18 protein-coding genes are annotated in these 19,028 nt (G+C 43.9%); 10 read left to right on the plus strand and 8 right to left on the minus strand.

What is annotated here, in order from left to right; all coding sequences use genetic code 11:
* The first annotated feature begins 179 nt into the window (after nucleotides 1–179).
* A complete protein-coding gene (locus AB4486_RS17525) occupies nucleotides 180–1,721 on the plus strand; it encodes a sodium:solute symporter family transporter (RefSeq protein ID WP_017065256.1) in 1,542 nt (513 codons plus the stop codon).
* A 26-nt stretch (nucleotides 1,722–1,747) separates the two neighbouring features.
* Nucleotides 1,748–3,118 (plus strand): L-serine ammonia-lyase, encoded by a 1,371-nt coding sequence (locus tag AB4486_RS17530; protein WP_136979737.1) that lies wholly within the window; start codon nucleotides 1,748–1,750, stop codon nucleotides 3,116–3,118.
* A gap of 99 nt (nucleotides 3,119–3,217) precedes the next feature.
* Here AB4486_RS17530 and AB4486_RS17535 read toward each other — a convergent pair whose 3' ends face one another.
* The gene (locus tag AB4486_RS17535; RefSeq protein WP_017065258.1) at nucleotides 3,218–3,703 is read right to left on the minus strand and encodes an Lrp/AsnC family transcriptional regulator; all 486 of its coding nucleotides are present in this window, start codon (nucleotides 3,701–3,703) and stop codon (nucleotides 3,218–3,220) included.
* A 122-nt stretch (nucleotides 3,704–3,825) separates the two neighbouring features.
* Here AB4486_RS17535 and AB4486_RS17540 point away from each other — a divergent pair, with 122 nt between their 5' ends.
* A complete protein-coding gene (locus AB4486_RS17540) occupies nucleotides 3,826–4,425 on the plus strand; it encodes a LysE family translocator (RefSeq protein ID WP_372117929.1) in 600 nt (199 codons plus the stop codon).
* Between the two features lie 136 nt (nucleotides 4,426–4,561).
* On the opposite strand, the gene ahpF is transcribed toward AB4486_RS17540, so the two are convergent.
* Nucleotides 4,562–6,154, minus strand: a complete 1,593-nt coding sequence (gene ahpF, locus AB4486_RS17545) for an alkyl hydroperoxide reductase subunit F (RefSeq protein WP_372117931.1) — start codon at nucleotides 6,152–6,154, stop codon at nucleotides 4,562–4,564.
* Between the two features lie 198 nt (nucleotides 6,155–6,352).
* Nucleotides 6,353–6,910: an alkyl hydroperoxide reductase subunit C gene (gene ahpC, locus AB4486_RS17550; RefSeq protein WP_016798107.1), complete on the minus strand. Its 558-nt coding sequence runs from the start codon at nucleotides 6,908–6,910 to the stop codon at nucleotides 6,353–6,355.
* A gap of 478 nt (nucleotides 6,911–7,388) precedes the next feature.
* Here ahpC and AB4486_RS17555 point away from each other — a divergent pair, with 478 nt between their 5' ends.
* The 6 genes from AB4486_RS17555 (at nucleotide 7,389) to AB4486_RS17580 (ending at nucleotide 13,221) form a co-directional block, all read left to right on the plus strand.
* Entirely contained in the window at nucleotides 7,389–7,880 is a 492-nt protein-coding gene (locus tag AB4486_RS17555; RefSeq protein ID WP_029406249.1) for a VOC family protein, read from the plus strand.
* A 280-nt stretch (nucleotides 7,881–8,160) separates the two neighbouring features.
* On the plus strand, nucleotides 8,161–9,537 hold the full coding sequence (locus AB4486_RS17560) for a uracil-xanthine permease family protein (protein ID WP_054541753.1): 1,377 nt from the start codon (nucleotides 8,161–8,163) through the stop codon (nucleotides 9,535–9,537).
* A 349-nt stretch (nucleotides 9,538–9,886) separates the two neighbouring features.
* Nucleotides 9,887–10,339, plus strand: coding sequence for a septal ring lytic transglycosylase RlpA family protein (locus AB4486_RS17565; RefSeq protein ID WP_372117934.1), 453 nt, complete (start codon nucleotides 9,887–9,889; stop codon nucleotides 10,337–10,339).
* Nucleotides 10,340–10,817: 478 nt separating this feature from the next.
* On the plus strand, nucleotides 10,818–11,831 hold the full coding sequence (locus AB4486_RS17570; RefSeq protein ID WP_372117937.1) for a manganese-dependent inorganic pyrophosphatase: 1,014 nt from the start codon (nucleotides 10,818–10,820) through the stop codon (nucleotides 11,829–11,831).
* A gap of 351 nt (nucleotides 11,832–12,182) precedes the next feature.
* Entirely contained in the window at nucleotides 12,183–12,635 is a 453-nt protein-coding gene (locus tag AB4486_RS17575; protein ID WP_102503346.1) for a hypothetical protein, read from the plus strand.
* A gap of 382 nt (nucleotides 12,636–13,017) precedes the next feature.
* Entirely contained in the window at nucleotides 13,018–13,221 is a 204-nt protein-coding gene (locus AB4486_RS17580) for a pyrophosphatase (protein WP_102420170.1), read from the plus strand.
* Between the two features lie 296 nt (nucleotides 13,222–13,517).
* On the opposite strand, the gene AB4486_RS17585 is transcribed toward AB4486_RS17580, so the two are convergent.
* The 3 genes from AB4486_RS17585 to AB4486_RS17595 form a co-directional block, all read right to left on the minus strand.
* Entirely contained in the window at nucleotides 13,518–13,937 is a 420-nt protein-coding gene (locus tag AB4486_RS17585; protein ID WP_371729322.1) for a hypothetical protein, read from the minus strand.
* Entirely contained in the window at nucleotides 13,927–14,841 is a 915-nt protein-coding gene (locus AB4486_RS17590) for a hypothetical protein (RefSeq protein WP_229647364.1), read from the minus strand. The genes AB4486_RS17585 and AB4486_RS17590 overlap by 11 nt, the downstream gene beginning before the upstream one ends.
* A gap of 576 nt (nucleotides 14,842–15,417) precedes the next feature.
* Entirely contained in the window at nucleotides 15,418–16,314 is an 897-nt protein-coding gene (locus tag AB4486_RS17595) for a LysR family transcriptional regulator (protein WP_372117999.1), read from the minus strand.
* A 99-nt stretch (nucleotides 16,315–16,413) separates the two neighbouring features.
* Between AB4486_RS17595 and AB4486_RS17600 the strand changes: the two genes are divergently transcribed.
* Nucleotides 16,414–17,298 carry an SMP-30/gluconolactonase/LRE family protein gene (locus AB4486_RS17600; RefSeq protein ID WP_372117940.1) on the plus strand — a complete coding sequence of 295 codons (885 nt, stop codon included), beginning with the start codon at nucleotides 16,414–16,416 and terminating at the stop codon, nucleotides 17,296–17,298.
* 113 nt (nucleotides 17,299–17,411) lie between these two features.
* Here AB4486_RS17600 and AB4486_RS17605 read toward each other — a convergent pair whose 3' ends face one another.
* Complete coding sequence (locus AB4486_RS17605) at nucleotides 17,412–18,305, minus strand: DMT family transporter (protein WP_017080421.1); 894 nt, start codon at nucleotides 18,303–18,305, stop codon at nucleotides 17,412–17,414.
* Nucleotides 18,306–18,549: 244 nt separating this feature from the next.
* Nucleotides 18,550–18,945, minus strand: a complete 396-nt coding sequence (locus AB4486_RS17610; RefSeq protein WP_017066655.1) for a pentapeptide repeat-containing protein — start codon at nucleotides 18,943–18,945, stop codon at nucleotides 18,550–18,552.
* Nucleotides 18,946–19,028 lie beyond the last annotated feature (83 nt).

Consider the following 19,028-nt stretch of genomic DNA (forward strand, 5'->3'; position numbering starts at 1 on the left):
TTTTAGTGAACTTGATCTCATTTAACTGGGTTTTTGTGCTTTGTGGGGTGGTTTGAGTGTTTAATCGTCTATCTTAGTGATAATAGTCACACTTATTGTGGGTTTTTGAGGGAAAACATCCATTTTTGAGTACTATTGGCAGCGAATTAATTGCGACATACAATAAACGGAATCTAAAAATGGTTACGTACTCAAGTTTTGTGGTTATTGCTCTTTATGTGCTAACTACTTTGTTTATCAGCTACTTAGTTAATAGGCGCTATAGCGTCGGTGGCGACTTTTCGACTGGTGGAAAACAGTTTGGTTGGTTTACGGCAGGTGTGTCGATTCTTGCAACCTACATCAGCGCAATGACGTTCGTTGGCATGCCGGGCTGGGTTTATAGCTCAGGCATGGAAGCGATGAGCGTACATTTGAACTATCCAATAGTGATCTTTTTCACTGTGCTTTTCTTTGTTCCGGTGTTTTACAAGCTCGGCCTAACCTCGATTTACGAATACCTAGAGCACCGCTTTGGCGTTGTTGCTCGCACGATCAATTCCATCGTGTTCATTGTGGTTCAGTGTATTTCGGCAGGGGTTATTCTGTATGCGGTAGCCCTGATCTTAGTGCAAGTGCTGCCAGTGAGTATCTCTGAGGCGATCATCTACATCAGCGTATTTACTGCGTTGTATACCTATGCGGGTGGTATCTCGACTGTAATCTGGACTGACATGCTTCAGTCAGCAGTGTTGATTATCGGCAGCATTGCGATCTTTGTTTTATTGCTGATGAAAATCGATGCGGGCGAGATGTTGTCTCCTGAACATTTGAATATCATCAATCTCGATTTTGACTTAGGCGTCGATACCACATTGTGGGCCGGCGTAGTGGCTGTGAGCTTCTTGCACCTGAGTGTGTATGGCACTAACCAACTGATTATTCAAAGAACATTGGCGACTAAGTGTGTTAAAACAGCGCAAAAATCGATGTTGCTTTGTGGCTACGGCGCATTTTTTGTTTATCTGTTCTTTGCTGTGATGGGGGTGCTGTTAAGTGTCTTTTATCAAGACAGCAGTTTTGAAAACAGCAACGAAGTGATTCTCGATTTTGTGTTTAACCATACCAACCCAATCATTGTTGGTTTGGTGATCTCAGCACTTTCGGCTGCGGCAATGTCGACATTGGATTCCACCTATAACTCAATGGCGACGGTCGCAACGTTCGATTTCTATAAGCGCTTCTTCCGTAAGCAAGCCTCTGACGCGCACTATGAATCAGTGGCTAGAAAAATGAGCCTGGTTGCTGCAGCGTCGGTTGTTGTGCCTGCGTTACTGGCTGTTTCTAATGAATCAGTGCTTAAAACGATTGCGAGCTTAACCTCTATTTTTGTTGGTATTCGCCTTGGCTCTTTCATCTTGGGTTTGTTCTTCAAACAAGCAAACGAGAAAGGCGTAATTGCGGGCAGTATTGGCAGTGTGGCCGTCGTATTCATCGCCAAATACAGCGGAATAGCTTGGCCTTGGTTTGCCTTGATTGGCACTGTGGTTTTCTTAGTGTTAGGTGTTGTTGTGAGCCGCTTCTGGGGAGAGGTAACCGAGCAACAAAATGAATTTATAGAAAAGCAAAAGCATTTGTTTGCAAAGCCTACCGCGAGTCATTATGGCTTGTTGGTGTTCGCTGTTGTGACGATTGCTGCTTGTACTGTTATCCCTGATTGGCTTTATGCCGCTCTTTCTTAATTGACCGATTTTTTACTGGTATATCTATGTTATCGATCTTTGATATCTACAAAATTGGTGTTGGGCCATCGAGCTCTCACACCAACGGCCCAATGATTGCGGGTTTCCATTTCACACAATTAATCGCTGATAAAATCGCAGAAGTGACGCGTATTCAGGTGGATTTATACGGTTCTTTGTCATTGACTGGCATAGGTCACCACACCGACAGAGCTACAATATTGGGGCTACTCGGCAATAAACCAGACACCATCAAAATCACCAGCGCAAACCAAGCAATGCGTCATGCCGTAGACAGTGGTGAGATGGATTTAGCGGGCACCAAGCACATTGCCTTCAACTACGAAACCGACATGTTGTTCCACAAAGACAATCTGCCTCTGCATGAAAATGGCATGATGATTACTGCGTTTGACCAGAGTGGCAACGTGATTGTCGATGAAACTTATTATTCGATTGGCGGCGGTTTTATCGCAACTGCTGATGAACTGCAAAATGGTACTCAAACCCAAGCGGTAGAAGTTCCTTTCCCGTTCAAAAACGCCGATGAAATGCTTCAACAAGCTGACAATAGTGGGATGAGCCTCGGTGGTATGATTCTAAAAAATGAAGCGGAGTTCGAAGGCGCTGACATTATTTCAGAGAAAGCGGATCAAATCTGGCGAGTGATGAGTCGTTGTATGGAGCGTGGCTTTGAAACCGAAGGCATTCTTGATGGTGGTTTGAACGTAACTCGTCGTGCGCCTAACCTACTGAAAAAGTTAGAAGCGAATGCGGCGGTTGAAAACGACCCAATGGAAATCATGGATTGGATTAACTTGTTTGCGTTTGCGGTTAGCGAAGAAAATGCGGCTGGTGGCCAAGTGGTAACATCACCAACCAATGGTGCGGCGGGCGTTATTCCTGCTGTGTTGATGTACTACCATCGCTTCATTAAAGAGTTGGATACTAAGCAGTTAAAAGATTTCTTAGCGGTATCGGGCGCGATTGGTATTCTGTACAAAACTAACGCTTCGATCTCTGGTGCGGAAGTAGGATGCCAAGGTGAGGTAGGCGTATCATCCTCTATGGCGGCTGCGGGATTAACGGCACTACGCGGTGGCAGCAATGAGCAGATCTGTATTGCGGCGGAAATCGCGATGGAACACTCATTGGGTATGACTTGTGACCCAATTGGCGGCTTGGTTCAAGTGCCGTGTATCGAGCGAAATGCGATGGGTGCGATGAAGGCAATTAATGCATCTCGCATGGCATTGAAGCGAAACTGCAAGTCTTTGATCTCACTCGATAAGGTCATCGCAACCATGTACCAAACCGGTAAAGACATGAACAAGAAATATCGTGAAACATCACTCGGTGGTTTAGCCTTGATCCATCTAGCTCATCCTTGTGAATAGCTAAGCCAGTTAACCCAGTAAATAATAACGTTAAGCCCAGAGCCTTAGACTTTAGAAATCTATCGCGGCTGGGCTTTTTGTTTTATGTGTTTTAGGGAGCTAATCTGAAAGCGGTAATCGATAGCTGTTTTTCAACTCTTTTACTGAGATGTTCGACTGAATCGCACTCACGCCTTTGACTCTTCTGATCGAGCTAATACGCTCAAAGTACTCTTCCAAATCTTTGGCCAACACTTGCACCATGTAATCGGCGCCGCCTGCAATGCAGTGACACATAGGAATCCAATCGGTTACCGCGACAAATTCTTCGAATGGTTCTGTGTTTTCAACTTCATGGTTACCCAAGGTCACAAGAGTAAAACCAGCCACATGAAAGCCTAATTTCTTACGATTCAGCTTAGCGGCGTAACCATCGATATAGCCAGTTTCCTCCATGCGTTTCCAACGACGCCAGCATGGGGTTTCGCTGAGGTTGACCTTCTCTGCGAGCTTGCTGTTGCTCATGCGTCCGTCTTGCTGGATATGCTCTAAGATGGCGATATCTGTGTCATCTAACACTTCTTTGGTGGATTCTTTCTGTTTCATGGCTATTTTAGAAAAGTCTTGCTCAAATTTGGATTAATATTAGCCTATATAGCAATTTAATTCCTAGTCGAATCTGTAAACTCTCTCCCTATAAATACTTTACTTATTAGGAGTGAGAGGAAATGAGCTCTCAATTAATGCTGGCGTTCTTGCTATTTTCAACATCAATTGCAATTACCCCTGGGGCAGGCAATATCGCATTACTTGGGATTTCAAGTCGTTATGGATTTGCTGCGACTTTACCTTTTATCTCTGGGAACGCTGTTGGCATCATCATCGTACTGGCGGGTTCTAGTGTCGGTTTGGTGAGCCTATTTACCCTTTACCCAGAGCTATACAGCATTTTGAAATACGCGGGTGCGGCTTATTTGCTGTTCATGGCGTGGTCGATTGCGAATATGCAAATCGAAGAAAGCACCACCGACAATCGTTCAGGCTTTGTGTCGGGTGTGTTGGTGCAGGTGTTAAATCCTAAAGGTTGGATAGCGTCATTAACCGTGTTTTCGCAGTTCATCACTCCGAATGCAGATTACTTGATTCAAGTGGTGACCATTATCGCGGGTATGGTGATTACCGGTGTACCGTGCATGTTGGTGTGGGCGTATTGCGGCACCATGCTTAAAAAGCTACTGCAATCACCAAAAAAGATGATGTTTGTGAACCGTTGCTTGGGCGGAAGCTTAGCGATGGTGGTTGCCTTTATGCTTTATCAACCGGCGTAAATCACAAAGAAAAAAACCACTCCTAAATCCATAGGAGTGGCGTCTAAATGTCGACTAAGTCGTTAACAGTAAAGAATTAAGTTAACAAATATTTAAGGAACTTGAGTTAAAAGCTTTAAGCTTTTCAGTGTAAAGATTAAGCGGTTTCTGCCTCTTTAACTGGAGCTGAGTTACGAATTAGGTGGTCAAATGCACCTAAGCTTGCTTTTGCACCTTCACCCATCGCAATGATGATCTGTTTGTAAGGTACGGTTGTTACGTCACCCGCTGCGAACACACCTTTCATTGATGTTGCGCCATGAGCGTTAATTTCAATTTCACCGCGTGGTGAGAGCTCAACTTTCGAACCCTTCAACCATTCGCTGTTTGGCATCAGGCCGATTTGAACAAAGATACCTGCGAGTTCAATCTGTTTAAGTTCATTGGTGTTGCGGTCTTTGTATTCCAGACCGGTTACACGGTTGCCATCACCAATCACTTGCGTTGTTTGTGCCATCTTGATGATTTCGATGTTTGGTGTTGCGTTCGCTTTGTCGATAAGCACTTGGTCGGCACGCAATGTGTCTGCAAATTCAAGTACGGTTACGTGTTCAACGATACCCGCTAAATCAATTGCCGCTTCGATGCCTGAGTTACCACCACCAATAACCGCTGTTTTCTTACCTTTGAATAAAGGACCGTCACAGTGTGGGCAGTAAGCGACGCCTTTATTGCGGTACTCTTGCTCACCCGGAACGTTCATTTCACGCCAGCGAGCACCGGTACTTGTGATAACCGTGCGAGCTCGTAGTGTTGCGCCGCTCTCTAGCTCAACGTGGATGTAGCCGTCTTCAGTGTCTTCTGCTGCAATGATGTTTGCAGCGCGCTGCTCAGTCATCACTTCAACACCGTACTCTTTTACGTGCTCTTCAAGGCTTGCCACTAATTTAGGGCCAGTTGTCGCTTTTACTGAGATAAAGTTCTCAATCGCCATGGTGTCCATCACTTGGCCGCCGAATCGGTCAGCAACCACACCAGTACGAATGCCTTTACGTGCAGCATAAATTGCCGCTGAAGAACCTGCAGGGCCGCCGCCGACAACCAATACATCAAACGGTGCTTGTTGGTTTAGGTTTGCTGCTTTCTTTTCCGCTGCGCCTGAATCAACCTTGTTAAGGATTTCAGCCAGTGACATACGGCCTTGACCAAATAGCTCACCATTAACGAATACACTTGGTACTGCCATGATGTCGCGAGACTTCACTTCATCTTGGAATGCTGCGCCGTCGATCATCGTTGTCTTAACCAGAGGATTAATCACCGACATCATATTGAAGGCTTGAACCACTTCTGGACAGTTTTGGCATGAGAGCGAGATAAAAATCTCTACATTAAGCTCTTGATCGAGTTCTTTAATTTGCTCGATTACGTCCGCTTCAAGCTTGATAGGGTGACCACCACTATGAAGCAGTGCTAGAACCAGTGACGTAAATTCGTGACCCATTGGCAAACCGGCAAAACCGATCGCGGTGCCTTTCTCTTGGTTCACGACCTGCATGATAGGGCTGCGAGTGCTTGCGCTGTCATCGCGAGTCACTTCAATTTTATCGGTTAAAGACGAGATGTCATTCGCCAGATCTTGAAGTTTGTTCGCGGTGTCGCTGCCATCCAGGCTAAGCACTAACTGAACATTGGTTTTTAGGTTTTCTAGGTATGCTTTTAGCTGCTGCTTCATTGCTTGATCTAACATAATCGTGCCTGCTCTTAAATTCTGTGTCTTGGTATTGACCAATACCTTCTTGCTGAAAAAGGAAAATAAAAAGGGGGCGCAAGTCGGCAAATATTGTGGTGTTGATGTTTTGAAAGGGTGGCGCGCGACTGCCCTTTAGGAGGGGGGCCGAAGCGCGCCTGTAGAACCGTTTAGCTATTCTTGTTAGCTAGGCTTAGATTAAATCTTGCCTACTAGGTCTAGAGATGGAGCTAGAGTCTCTTCGCCTTCTTTCCATTTAGCTGGGCAAACTTCACCTGGGTTAGCGGCTACGTATTGTGCTGCTTTAACCTTGCGTAGTAGGTCTTCTGCGTCACGGCCGATGCCTTCAGCTGTGATTTCCATTGCTTGGATAACGCCTTCAGGGTCGATTAGGAACGTTGCACGGTCTGCAAGGCCTTGACCTTCACGCATAACGTTGAAGTTATTTGTGATGTTGCCTGTTTGGTCGCCTACCATGAAGTATTCGATAGTGCCGATTTTGTCAGAAGTATCGTGCCATGCTTTGTGAGAGAAGTGCGTGTCAGTTGATACTGAGTAAACTTCTACGCCGCGAGATTGAAGCTCTGCGTATTTGTCTTGTAGGTCAACTAGCTCAGTTGGACATACAAACGTGAAGTCTGCTGGGTAGAAGAAGAATACAGCCCACTTGCCTTTAACGTCTTGCTCAGTGATTTCTACGAATTCGCCGTTTTTGAATGCTGTCGCGTTGAATGGTTTAATTTCTGTGTTGATCATGATTCGACTCTCTTTCTAATTTGTAGTGTTTAACGCTATCCCGCGTCGATGGAGCTATATTGCATTCGCACCGAAAATTAGTGAAATCGGACATTTCTATAGATTCAATAGGCAAATCCTATCTTCGTAAGAAGATCGCTATCGACAAAAGCTATCAAACTAGGGCTACGTTCTATTTGGGTAGCTATGCTCTTTAGGCTGTTCTTTATTTCGGCTTATCTCTATTCACGTAAGCCTCTATGTATCTAAGTATCTAAGTATCTAAGTAGGTAAGTAGGTAAGTAGGCAAGGGCAGGCATGGCTTCTTTCAGCGAGCTGGGATTTGATGCTAAATCTGTAAATAACAAAAAATTATCATTAATATAATTTATGATAATTTCAGTTAATCGTCACATCTCCATATACTCTCTCCATCGAAACGAAACATCGAAGCCAGTCTTCGAAACGCACAGAATTAAAAACGAATTTGGAGCAAGTTATGAAAATGAATCACGTAGGCATCATGGTTGGCGACATGGACAAAGCAGTCGAGTTTTACACGAAAGCGCTGGGTCTAAGAATCGTAATGAACAACACCAAAGTAATGGAAGAGCGCGAATCAGCAATCGGCCGTATGTGTATCGCAGTATTTGGTGAAGGCTTCAAAGGCTTCAACATTGCACACCTAGTCACATCTGATGGCATCGGTGTTGAGCTGTTCGAAATGAAAGATCGCCAAGAGCGTCACGAAGTTGATTTCTCTCGCCTAGGCATCTTCCACTTCTGTCTACAGCTTCCAAAAGAACAGTTCCATTCAGCTATCAAGCGCGTTGAAGAGTATGGCGGTAAGGTTCGTATGGACATCATGCGTTACCACCCAGAAGACGAACTAAAACAAGCACAAATGGTTTACCTAGAAGACCCGTTTGGCAACCTATTCGAATTCTACTCGCACACATACGAAGATACGTACGCGACTGATTACGAGTAATAGCGTTACTGCCTTCCATAGGTAGAAAAACCGAAACACCCCCTAAAGAGGATTGGTAGCAATACCAATCCTTTTTTTGTGTCTGTAGGGCTTAATTTAGGAACATCGGATAAACTATCGGTTGCACTAAAACAAGCCGACATTGTTGATCTATAGTGCAGCATTGGCTTGAGCGAAAACTTAACTGATTGATAAATATGATGTTAAACCATTGGCATATATGTTGCTCTATTGCCTTTATGTAAATTGTATACAATAAAAAATACATAAAGGAAGTCACATGGAACAGAACAGTGAATTGATCTACGGATTAGACGATCGACCATCAGTCAAAGCAGCCAGTTACGCGGCGCTGCAGCATGTATTAGCCAGCTTTGTTGGAATTATCACACCCACGCTCATTATTGGCGGTGTTTTAGGGTTGGGTGAACACATCCCTTATTTGATCAGCATGGCATTGATGGTGTCTGGGGTTGGCACTTTTATACAAGCTAGAAAAATAGGGCCAGTTGGCGCAGGGATGATCTGTGTCCAAGGGACCAGCTTTGCGTTCTTAGGTTCTGTCTTAGGTGCGGGTTTTCTTGTTAAAGCAAATGGCGGTGGGCCGGATGAGATGCTCGCCACCATTTTTGGTGTCTGCTTCTTTGGTGCATTTGTCGAAATCGTCCTATCGCGCTTTATCGAAAAACTCAAAGTAGTGATCACGCCCGTTGTGACCGGCATCGTTATCACGACGATTGGTGTCTCTTTGATTAAAGTCGGCGTCACTGATATCGCTGGTGGTGTTGGCGCAGAAGATTTTGGTTCTGGAAGCAATCTGATGTTGGGTGCGATTGTGCTCGGAACCATAGTGGCACTTAACCTAAGCAACAACACCATGGTAAGGCTGTCGTCGATTTTAGTCGGATTGGTTGTAGGGTGGGGCGTTGCTATTCTGATGGGCAAAGCGCCAATGGTTTCTTTTGCATCTCAACCGCTATTGAGTATCCCAGTCCCATTTAAATACGGTTTCGCTTTTGATTGGCAAGCCTTCCTTCCTATTGCTTTTATCTACTTGATTACTGTTATTGAAACGACGGGCGACCTTACCGCCAACAGTATGTTCTCAGGCCAACCAGTTAAGGGTCCAAAATACATCAATCGACTCAAAGCTGGCGTGCTAGGTGACGGCGTGAACTCGCTTATCGCCGCTGTATTTAATACTTTTCCAAACACGACTTTCAGCCAGAACAATGGTGTGATCCATTTTACGGGGATTGCGAGTCGTTACATTGGCTACTTCATTGCGGCAATTCTTTTTCTATTAGGTCTATTTCCCATCTTAGGCGCGGTATTAATGACGATTCCAAAGCCAGTATTAGGCGGAGCGACATTGGTGATGTTTGGTACGGTTGCTGCGGCGGGCATCAAGATTATCGCTAGTGAGAAGCTGGATCGTCGCAGAATCATGACGATTGCCATCTCATTAGGTTTAGGACTGGGGGTAATGCTAGTACCGGATTTATTGAAAGAAGCACCCAAGCTAGTGCAAAGCATATTTGGCTCACCAGTCACGATGTCGGGTGTTGCTGCTCTTGTTATTACCGGGTTGATGTCTTTGGTGCCTGAAACTAAAGCCAAATCGATGACGAATTCGGTACAAACCAGTAAAGCGTAACTTATACAGCCGAGAAGAAGCGTACGTGACTGATTACGAGTAATCGCGTTATCTACCTACCATAGGCAGAAAAACGAAACATCCCCTAAAGAGGATTGGTCGAGATACCAATCCTTTTTTGTATTTGGATGTTTGGCTGAGTGACTTATCTACATGAAGTGATTGAGAAATGTACAAATTTAAGACGTTGTTAAAGTTGACGTTTTGACGATAAAACCTTTCATGAATATGACGGAAGAAAGTGTCGTTCATGAAAACATTCCGTCATCATACCGAATGGTAGCCTTGGCTGAGCAGTGACTATACTCAGCATTATATTGCTAACCAACAACAACGAAAATAGAGAAACATGCAGAGATTAGCGCACACAAACCATATGAAAAAATCACATATTATCTTTACCGCTCTTGTTCTTATGATATTAGCCGGATGCACCTCAACGTCGGCTGTCGGCAGTTCTAAAACAAAGGAATATGCCAAGTCACATGCTCTTGCTGGTAAAGCTTCTTGGTATGGCGATAAATTCCATGGAAGGCTCACAGCAAGTGGTGAGACCTATAATATGAATGCGAATACTGCGGCTCATAAAACTTTGCCCTTTGGCACTATCGTGAGAGTGATCAATACAGACAATAACAAGTCTGTTGATGTGAAAATTAATGATCGAGGCCCTTATGTAAAAGGCCGAGTGATCGACCTTTCGCACAAGGCATTTGCAAAAATCGGCAACGTTAAACAAGGCACCGTGCCTGTCAAAATCGAGATTGTTGATGACAGCAATACCTTTAGGTACAAGCACTAGAATTCCCTCCTAACCTCCCCTTGGTGTACATCTACGATCCCTTACTAGTAATGGGAAAGGGGAGGAACAGAACCTCGATCTCGATGATTGAATGTCACATTTATGCTTACTCAATAAGGCTGCTTTTTAGCCTTTTTTGTGCCTTTCGATAATCCATTTTTAATAAGATTATCTTATTTCTAATATGTGGGTTGATGATGTTATGTGGTCAATAAATCAGTGTCTTAGCTTTCTTATTATTAGGGTTCATTGAAATTCATTGTGAAATAATGAAAAGCTGAACTAATCCAAAATTGGTTGTGGCGGGCGTGTAATAGAAAGGGGGAGGTACAATTGATGGGAGAAGAAGACTCTCAAAGTGAGGGAAATTACATTTCGTTACTCACTGAAGTAAATCTGAAATATTAGTGACACGGTTCTGAAATTTTTGGTGTTTAGCTTATGGGCTTCTATGTCGTATTCAAATAAGGAAATACCCGTGAAGCTAACCCCTGTCGTTGCAGCCGTAATTATGTCTTTTAGCTCAGCAAGCTATGCTTTCAGTCTTCAACAATCTGCCAATGAAAACAGTGAAGATCTCGTATGGACAGGGCACCTAAGCCCAGACAGCGACACGGTAATGTCTGCGATGCTCGCGGCTCATATCTATGGCGGTACAGCGACAGTACCTGAGCCTATCAATCCAGAATCCACCTTCATCTTGAACTACTGTAATGCGGAATCTCCACGTGTAGAGACAGGTTACTCTTCATACCGAGTGGGGCTGGTTGACTTCAACCAAGTGACTCAATTAGCACCAACTATTGATCAAGCATCCATTGTGGCAGTGGTCGATCATCATGCGATTGGTGGCTCTCCAATTAACACCCCGCAGATTGTCGAGATGGATATCCGAGGTTGGGGTTCAGCTGCAACTATACTGGCTGACAATGCTGAAAAGCTCGATGTGACATTACCTAAACACCTCGCTTGTGTTGGCTTGGGTGCGATTCTTTCTGACACAGTGGTATTCCAATCAACAACTACAACAGATCATGATCGTGAATACGCAGAGAAGCTGGCGAAGGTTGCAGGCATTTCAGATATCGAAGACTTCGGTCAACAGATGTTGGTTGCTAAGTCAGATCTTAGCCACCTTTCATCTGAAACCATTCTGACGCTGGATTACAAAAACTTTAAGTACGGTGGCAAACAGGTGGGTATCGGTGTTGCTGAAACACTAATGGCTCAACAACTGATTGACCGTAAAGACGATCTTCTAGCAGCAATGAAGACTTACAAAAAAGAGAACGGGCTAGACCATCTGTTCTTTTCAATCACAGATACCAAGAACAAAGAAGCGAACTTATTGTGGGTGGATGAAAGCGACTATCAAGTCATCAAATCGGCTTTCAACGCTGAACCAACAAGCGACATGCTGACATTAGAAGGCGTCACTTCGCGTAAGCGTCAGATTGGCCCTGCGGTACAAAAGGCAATAGAGAGCTTGTAGAGAATAAGAACCGTTACTTTATAAACAAGTAGTGAAGGGATTGGTAGAGATACCAATCCCTTTTTGTTTTGGGTGTGTTGAATTGGATTTGGATAAAATTGAGTTGCGCTTTTTCTAATTTAACAAAGCTTATGGATAACCCGGATCTAACATAGCCCTTATGATACGAATCCCAAAGGACATTCACGACCAACCACGTGAAGAGTTAGACTTAGAGCAGCCTTAAACAAGTAACCAATCCTAGTCGCGGCTTTCTATTATCGGTAAGTTAGTATTCATAGTTTGAACTAATAATACAGTGTTTTATTGTTTATAGTAAACCCCAGACAGAATGACTAACAGGACAATGAAATGACCTCAATCAAAACCATTGGTTTAACAGCTATCGCACTTGCACTTGTGACAATTACTGGCTGTACCAGCTTAAAGGTAAAGGCTGCGAACGCCTTCGTGTCTGACCCAATTATCACACACGCAGACCACGACCAACTTACCGAAGCCAGTTCGAAAATCGATGGTATCCGTTATACATCAATGACGACGACGATCATCACGACTAAAGCAGCCAAGCGCACAAATGGAGTTGCTCGCGTAGACATCGAGGCTGATGGAATCGAAGAGGTGCAATCAAAATGGCATGGTGAAGAACACGTTTGTCAGATGTACCACGATCGCATGAACAATCCAGAAACTGAGGGCCTGTCAGATATCGTCGGCAATGGATTGGCGCTGAACTACCAGATCGCTATTCGTGGTGTTGATGGTCAGTCCTATACTTGTTCTGGGCATGTAGATCCCCAATAACAAAAAATAACACTGCGCTTTACTGGGTCTATTTCAAAATTTGGAAACGAATTTTTTTTATCGCTGTTTGGTGAGCAATGTACCTGTTTTTCACATTAGCTAGTTGTATTACTCGTGCCATACCTAATGAAACGTTTAAGGCACTTTCGAGAAAGGAAGTGCCAAAGGTAAAAATTCATCCTACGAAGCATCTGGACAGAAATGAGCTTCGGAGAACCAAGTATTAGCAAATCACGAATTAGCATAAGTATGGAAAGTCACTAAGCTCACTGTCCAGTATTGTTTTTACACAAATCTGACATTGATGAATGCCATAAGCTATCGATATAAACATCAATATATTGTATTATTATATCCGTATTTATACTTATTAGGATTTTCTATGTTGATTCACGAATTTTCGAATAAGGACGTTACCGCTGAGCATGTAATTTTAGCTCAAGCAATACTAGCAGGGACTGCTCAAGGTGATAAAAGTAAAGCACAGCGCTTTATGATTTTTGTAAATGAGATTCCCGATGCGCCGACTGTGCAAAACCTGATTCCACGCTTTAGTCAATTTATGAAGCTCTTTAAAGCCAGCTGACATTCAAAATACGTTACACAGGGATGTGTAATTAAGATCACCAACTCCCCCCTAACCACTACCTACTTTTAAACTCTATCTGACCCTATGCTCGCTCTATATCTAGCCATTGTTGTCGGAGGACAATAGAGTTTGATCAATTTTAAAAACGTTTCTGGACAAAAATGCGTTACGACAAATAGAATATTAGCAATTAATGGATAACTTCAAGTATTGAATAATAGCTTTGGGAGAGTTAGCGCATGACGCGTACATACGCTAACAGCGTAGCTTGTGCCAAGAGCATGAAAAATAATTTAATCACACAAGCTAGGGTCTAAAACATACGTCCGACTTGAGGATTTTAATGTGAGTTCTTGTTCAGAGGTGCATTCGATATAGCTTTTCTCATGAAGTTTTACCTTCAATGCTCCATTTACCTTCCAGCCGGTTAGAAAAGCTAATACAGTTATACTCCCAAGAATGATTATAAATATCTTGGGTATCCAGAGGAGCTTTTCCCCTGTAATCAGGCAGATGACCATGAATACAGACATAACAAACATTGCCCAAGAAAAAGTAAATGTAGAAGCATCATTAATCGCCCCACTTACGACTATTTTATCATGAAGCAGTTTATGTGCATCAAACACCCCCATAACATCGTGAGCCGATAGCAGAAAAAGTGATGAAAAAATCAAACAGAAAGCAAATGCCTTTAAGCGGTTAATTTTCATCAATTAATCTCTCTACTTCTTTTTTCATTGGTTCAGTATATCTATATTTGTCATCTACTTCAGATACTTTCTTACCAATGTAAAATGCACTTATGGCAAAGAAACCTAGTAACAATGCTGTAGGCGGGGTAGCAAACGCTAGGGTTAATCCAGCTCTTAATACTAAAGTAGCACCTTGAGCTATTACGCCTGCAACCACACCTTTAGATATATCCGCTGTAAATTGGCCGACCACTTCACCTAGCGTTTTTTCATCATGTAAAATGTAGTTAACTGCATTAACCGCACCACTAAACACAAGCTCTACATAGATGTTGCCTTTCAAGAAACTGACATTGCCTTGAACGGTATTTAGGGCGTGACCAATTTTAAGCAATTGTGGTGTTGCTTCTTGCCAACGGATACCTAGGTCTAAATATTTAGGCTTGTAGTTCTCAACCACAATATTCATTACACCATTGATATTGACAGCTTTAGCGGTTGCCCCCCAACCGCCAAGCTCTTTAGCGACCTCATAAGCGCCTTTAAGCCCCATACCTACGCCAGTGTAGTCCTTGCCATTCGAAAGCTGTCCATGCGAGTCTTTGATGAGCAAGTCTAAATACTCGTTACCTTCTTCAACAGTCAGTACCGCAATACTCACGTTCTCTTGTCGAGAGGTGTCCCACTGATATTCTTTAGCTTGCTTTTGTAAATCATCGTTCCATTCTTTTTCTGTTAGGTCGTAAGCTTGTTGGGCAGCTTCGCGTTCAGCAAGAACACGCTCTCTATTTTCAGCCCATCGTTTCTCATCGCTCGCGGTATATCTCAGCTCTTCCTGACGTTCTCGATGTTGACGTACTGCACGTTCTGTTGTGGTTTCTTGTCTTTCTTCTGGAGCTACAGGAGCGGATTCATATCTCATGGGAGTCGACTTCACTGATAAATAAAAAGGATATTAACAATATTTTCAGTGGTTTATTATCCTCAGCAAGAGGATCTGATGATTAAACCAATTAAATAGGCAACCTGACAGGTCAAATAATCATAATAAAGGTCAAATCGTGTTGAGTTGCATCATATAGGATAACTTTTTGTAGGGTAAAATGAACGACACAGATCTTGTAGAGTATTTGGTCTAGCTGATTTTGGGGCAAATCCGTGTTAGCCCAACCTCCCTCGGTAATCACACCAACCTCAAATTCCCTCCTAATCTCCCCTTAATCCGTATTTTCGACCCATTATGATTTCGTGGAAAGGGGAGGAACTGAATGCCGATGGCGACATGCGCATTTTCACATTCAGCGCCAAAGAAGATTCTCCCCCTCGGTCGTCAATCTAGAGGGGGTGATGAACTCAACTTGAGGGGGAGTTAGAGGGGGAGGGTGTTTCAAAATCGACGAGTACAGTCAGCTCATTAGCTATTGAAAAGTATTGTGATTGCGCCTGATATGAATGGAACGTCCAAGCGTTCCAATTGAAAAATTCAGCGTTCTAAAACTCACAACGTATAAGCGTTATTCGAATCCAACCACTCTTTTACCGCTCGGTTAAAAGTGACCAACTTCTGCGGTGTTACTCTTCTTTGAGCATAGATAAGGCTTAGCTTTTGGGCTTTTATCGACCATTCTGGGAACACGTGAATAAGCTTACCTTGTTTGATCTGCTCTTCAACTTGATAGAACGGCAAGCTGGCGACACCTATCCCTTGCATCGCTAACTCTAAAATTGAACTGTAGGTATTAGAGCTAACGCTTCCGGTTACTTCAACATGGTAGGTTTGTTCGCCATTGATCAACTCCAGCTGATTCCAACGTTCATTTTGACTGTTAAGAATGAAGCTGCATTTATGGATGTCTTTGGTGGTGGCGAGTGGGTTAGTCGATGCGTAACCTGCACTGCAAACCAGAACATTGCGGATATGCCCGAGATCGTTGGCAATCACATCATTAGGCAATTCATCGTAAGCTCGGAAAGCAATGTCAAAGTCGCCAGACTCTATCTTCTTTTTCATCGGCCCAAAGTCGAGAATCAAATCCACTTTTGGATACTCTTGCTTGAAAGTAGGGATGATATGACGACAAAGCGCACGCCCAAACTCTATCGGGGCGGTAATTTTCAAATCGCCTGCCACTTCCTGCGTCATGTCTAAGACACGCATTTCCGCTTCGATTGCTAATAGTTGAATTTGCTTCGCTTTCGAATACAACTCTTCACCCACTTCCGTGAGGCTGATAGAACGAGTCGTTCTGTGAAACAGCTTAGAATTCAATGTTTCTTCGAGTCGTTGTACATGCCGAGACACCAAACCTTTTGACACATCCAATACTTCAGCGGCCTTGGTGAAGCTTTGCTCTTCGGCGACAGTCAAGAAGGTCTGCATATAAATCAAATTCATCATTAACACCATTTAGTAAACAGTGAAGTCATTTTGTACTGTTTTTCTCACTCCTTCAAGCAACTAAGATTCAAAACGTAAACAGAAAGGAGAAGAACAATGAACAAATTACTACTTATTACCGCTGCAAAGGCTGCCTCTATGAATGTTTCAGCTGCCTCTGTTGTAGAAAGCAACCCAACATTGGTTGGAGACTCATTCGGCTTTGTTGAAGGCCCTACATGGGATGTGGAACATCAACGTTTCTTGTTTAGCGATATTCCAAATAACACAACCTATTCTTACGACCTTAACGGCAAGTTGAGCGTTTTTGATGACAATTCTGGCTATGCCAATGGTCTCGATATTGATGCCAAAGGCAACCTGTGGGCTGCCCGCCATGATAGAAAGCTGTCGTACCGTCAGGGCAACGGAGAGAAAGTGATTGTCGCTGCAACGTATAACGGCAAGCTGCTTAATAGCCCGAACGATTTAACCGTTAATAGCGATGGAAGCGTGTGGTTTACCGATCCTCCGTTTGGTATCCAAGGTTACGGCCCAGCAAAGGCAGAACCAGAGCAAGCGGTTAATGGCGTTTATCGTTACCTAAATGGTGATCTAAAGTTGATCACTGGAGAGTTCAAGTTACCAAACGGCATCGCTTTTTCTTCTGATGAATCTTCTTTATACGTTGCCGACACATCTGATGGCTGGGTATACCGATTTGATGTTGATGGAGAGTCACTCAGCAATAAGACTCAGTTTGCTCAAGTGAAGGCGGAGTCTGGCTCTGAACCTATGGTTGATGGTGTCGCTGTTGATGCCGATGACAACCTATTTGTTGCAGCGCACGGTGGCGTGGGTGTGTTCGATAAAGACGGTAAGCAGATAGACTTCATTGCTATTGATGCGGGCCATATCAGCAACCTAGAAATTGGCGGGAAACAGCAAGACTTACTGATGGTAACGGCATACAACAAAGTGTTGGTGTTCAAGCTTAAGTAACACCTTATACAAACGAAAATAAAAAAGGGACGGGTAGAAATACCGGTCCCTTTTCTCATTTGAATAGGTCGAAAGTGGGTTAGCTCGATGCGCTGCAAGGATGCTGCTGGCAATTAAGACTTAGTCTGATTGGCTTCTATATCAAGCGCCGTTTGATTTGGCTTACTGAAGTACTTCTTCCACTTTATTGGCATCATCGGAATGACGATCAGGCTGATGCCGACAAGGGTCAACATGTCTGGAATCTCATCAAACCACATCACGCCAAATAAGGTCACGAACACCAACCCCGAGTATTCCGCGAGAGCAATTTGGTTTGCTGGTGCTTTTTTATAAGCCACCACCACAAGGGCATGGTATCCAAGAACGAACAGGTTGATTGCCATAATCCACCCAACATGACGCCATTCAATCGCCGCCCATGCAGGTAGAGCAAGAGCCAACGCCAGCGGTAGAGTCATCACACTGGTCCAAAATAGTGTCGAGATAATGTGTTGTTCTGCGTGAAGACGTTTAATCAAAATATTGCCGACACCCATGGCGAGCGCACTGCCTAACCCTGCAATAGCGGCCCAGTGAAATTGCTCTGGACGCAACACGATTAACACACCCACGAAACCAATCAATGTCGCCACCACTTTTGATGATGTCGGCTTCTCTTTCAGTAAAACAATAGAAAGCGGGAGCATCAGAATGGGCCCAACATAGAACATCGCATTTGCGGTCGCCAACGTTAGGTGTGTGATGGCAATCATTGCGCAGCCGCTTCCCATTAGGATGAATTGAGCCCGCAAAAAATTGATGCGACAACCACCTTGCATGCGCGTCTCTTTGGGTAGCTTTAGCCAAAAAGGGAGCAGCAACATCACGCTCAATAGCTGGCGGATAAACACATATTGGAACGTGGGCACTTCGCCATTCAGTACTTTTAGTGAAACGTCTGAAAAGGAGGCGAGCAGGTTGGCGAATACTAAGAGCAAAATCGCGTGGTTGGTGGCTTTGGTCATACAGAAACGGCGCTACATATTTGTCATACAATTATGGGCGCACATAATACATGAGAATCGAAAATATGTAAGAACAAAAAACCAAGTAAGAACAATGTCGTTCGATGCTTAGTGATATGGGGTGCGAGATCTGCTATTACGACCTGAGTTCAGTAGGTGAGTGCCCAGTCCAATTCGGTATTTATCGAATAATCGAATGAATATGCAACAATATCAGCGCATTGGAGATCATCGCTGCTTGAACCTACTTGGCAGAGAGACACTGTCGGGTAGGATCTCGCAACTCAATAATGGTATTGCTTGTGTCGATTCGTTTGAAAGCAGAGTCACTGACTTGGGCATTGCTGAAATCGGTACGGAATAAATCGGCGCGCAGTAAATCGACGTTGAGCATTTGGGCGTAACTCATGTTGGCGTTACGTAGGTCAGCATCGCGGAAGCTCGTATTGTTGAGGTTCGCGTGGCTGAAATTGGCATAGGTGATGTCAGCCTCATTCATGTCCGCACCCGATAAATCGGCGCCACTAAAATCAGTACGTATCAGGTTGGCGCAACGAAGGTCAACATCTTGAAGCGCTAGATTACTTAGATCGGTATTACCTAATTGTGCTCGTTCGCCGCCTTGGTTTTCCAACCACAATTTATGCTGATCTAAAATAGAATCGAGTTGTTGTCAGAGTTTGTTGGTCGAAAGCGAGATCAGTTTTAGGCGATTCAAAGAAA

The sequence above is a fragment of the Vibrio sp. 10N.222.55.C6 genome, assembly GCF_041473395.1.
In the GTDB taxonomy this organism is placed as follows: domain Bacteria; phylum Pseudomonadota; class Gammaproteobacteria; order Enterobacterales; family Vibrionaceae; genus Vibrio; species Vibrio crassostreae_C.

Bases quoted from the DNA above. Each gene is read 5' to 3' on its own strand.
- AB4486_RS17525 (WP_017065256.1), top strand. From the start codon at position 180: ATGGTTACGTACTCAAGTTTTGTGGTTATTGCTCTTTATGTGCTAACT.
- AB4486_RS17530 (WP_136979737.1), top strand. From the start codon at position 1,748: ATGTTATCGATCTTTGATATCTACAAAATTGGTGTTGGGCCATCGAGC.
- AB4486_RS17535 (WP_017065258.1), bottom strand. From the start codon at position 3,703: ATGAAACAGAAAGAATCCACCAAAGAAGTGTTAGATGACACAGATATC.
- AB4486_RS17540 (WP_372117929.1), top strand. From the start codon at position 3,826: ATGAGCTCTCAATTAATGCTGGCGTTCTTGCTATTTTCAACATCAATT.
- ahpF (WP_372117931.1), bottom strand. From the start codon at position 6,154: ATGTTAGATCAAGCAATGAAGCAGCAGCTAAAAGCATACCTAGAAAAC.
- ahpC (WP_016798107.1), bottom strand. From the start codon at position 6,910: ATGATCAACACAGAAATTAAACCATTCAACGCGACAGCATTCAAAAAC.
- AB4486_RS17555 (WP_029406249.1), top strand. From the start codon at position 7,389: ATGAAAATGAATCACGTAGGCATCATGGTTGGCGACATGGACAAAGCA.
- AB4486_RS17560 (WP_054541753.1), top strand. From the start codon at position 8,161: ATGGAACAGAACAGTGAATTGATCTACGGATTAGACGATCGACCATCA.
- AB4486_RS17565 (WP_372117934.1), top strand. From the start codon at position 9,887: ATGCAGAGATTAGCGCACACAAACCATATGAAAAAATCACATATTATC.
- AB4486_RS17575 (WP_102503346.1), top strand. From the start codon at position 12,183: ATGACCTCAATCAAAACCATTGGTTTAACAGCTATCGCACTTGCACTT.
- AB4486_RS17580 (WP_102420170.1), top strand. From the start codon at position 13,018: ATGTTGATTCACGAATTTTCGAATAAGGACGTTACCGCTGAGCATGTA.
- AB4486_RS17585 (WP_371729322.1), bottom strand. From the start codon at position 13,937: ATGAAAATTAACCGCTTAAAGGCATTTGCTTTCTGTTTGATTTTTTCA.
- AB4486_RS17590 (WP_229647364.1), bottom strand. From the start codon at position 14,841: ATGAGATATGAATCCGCTCCTGTAGCTCCAGAAGAAAGACAAGAAACC.
- AB4486_RS17595 (WP_372117999.1), bottom strand. From the start codon at position 16,314: ATGAATTTGATTTATATGCAGACCTTCTTGACTGTCGCCGAAGAGCAA.
- AB4486_RS17600 (WP_372117940.1), top strand. From the start codon at position 16,414: ATGAACAAATTACTACTTATTACCGCTGCAAAGGCTGCCTCTATGAAT.
- AB4486_RS17605 (WP_017080421.1), bottom strand. From the start codon at position 18,305: ATGACCAAAGCCACCAACCACGCGATTTTGCTCTTAGTATTCGCCAAC.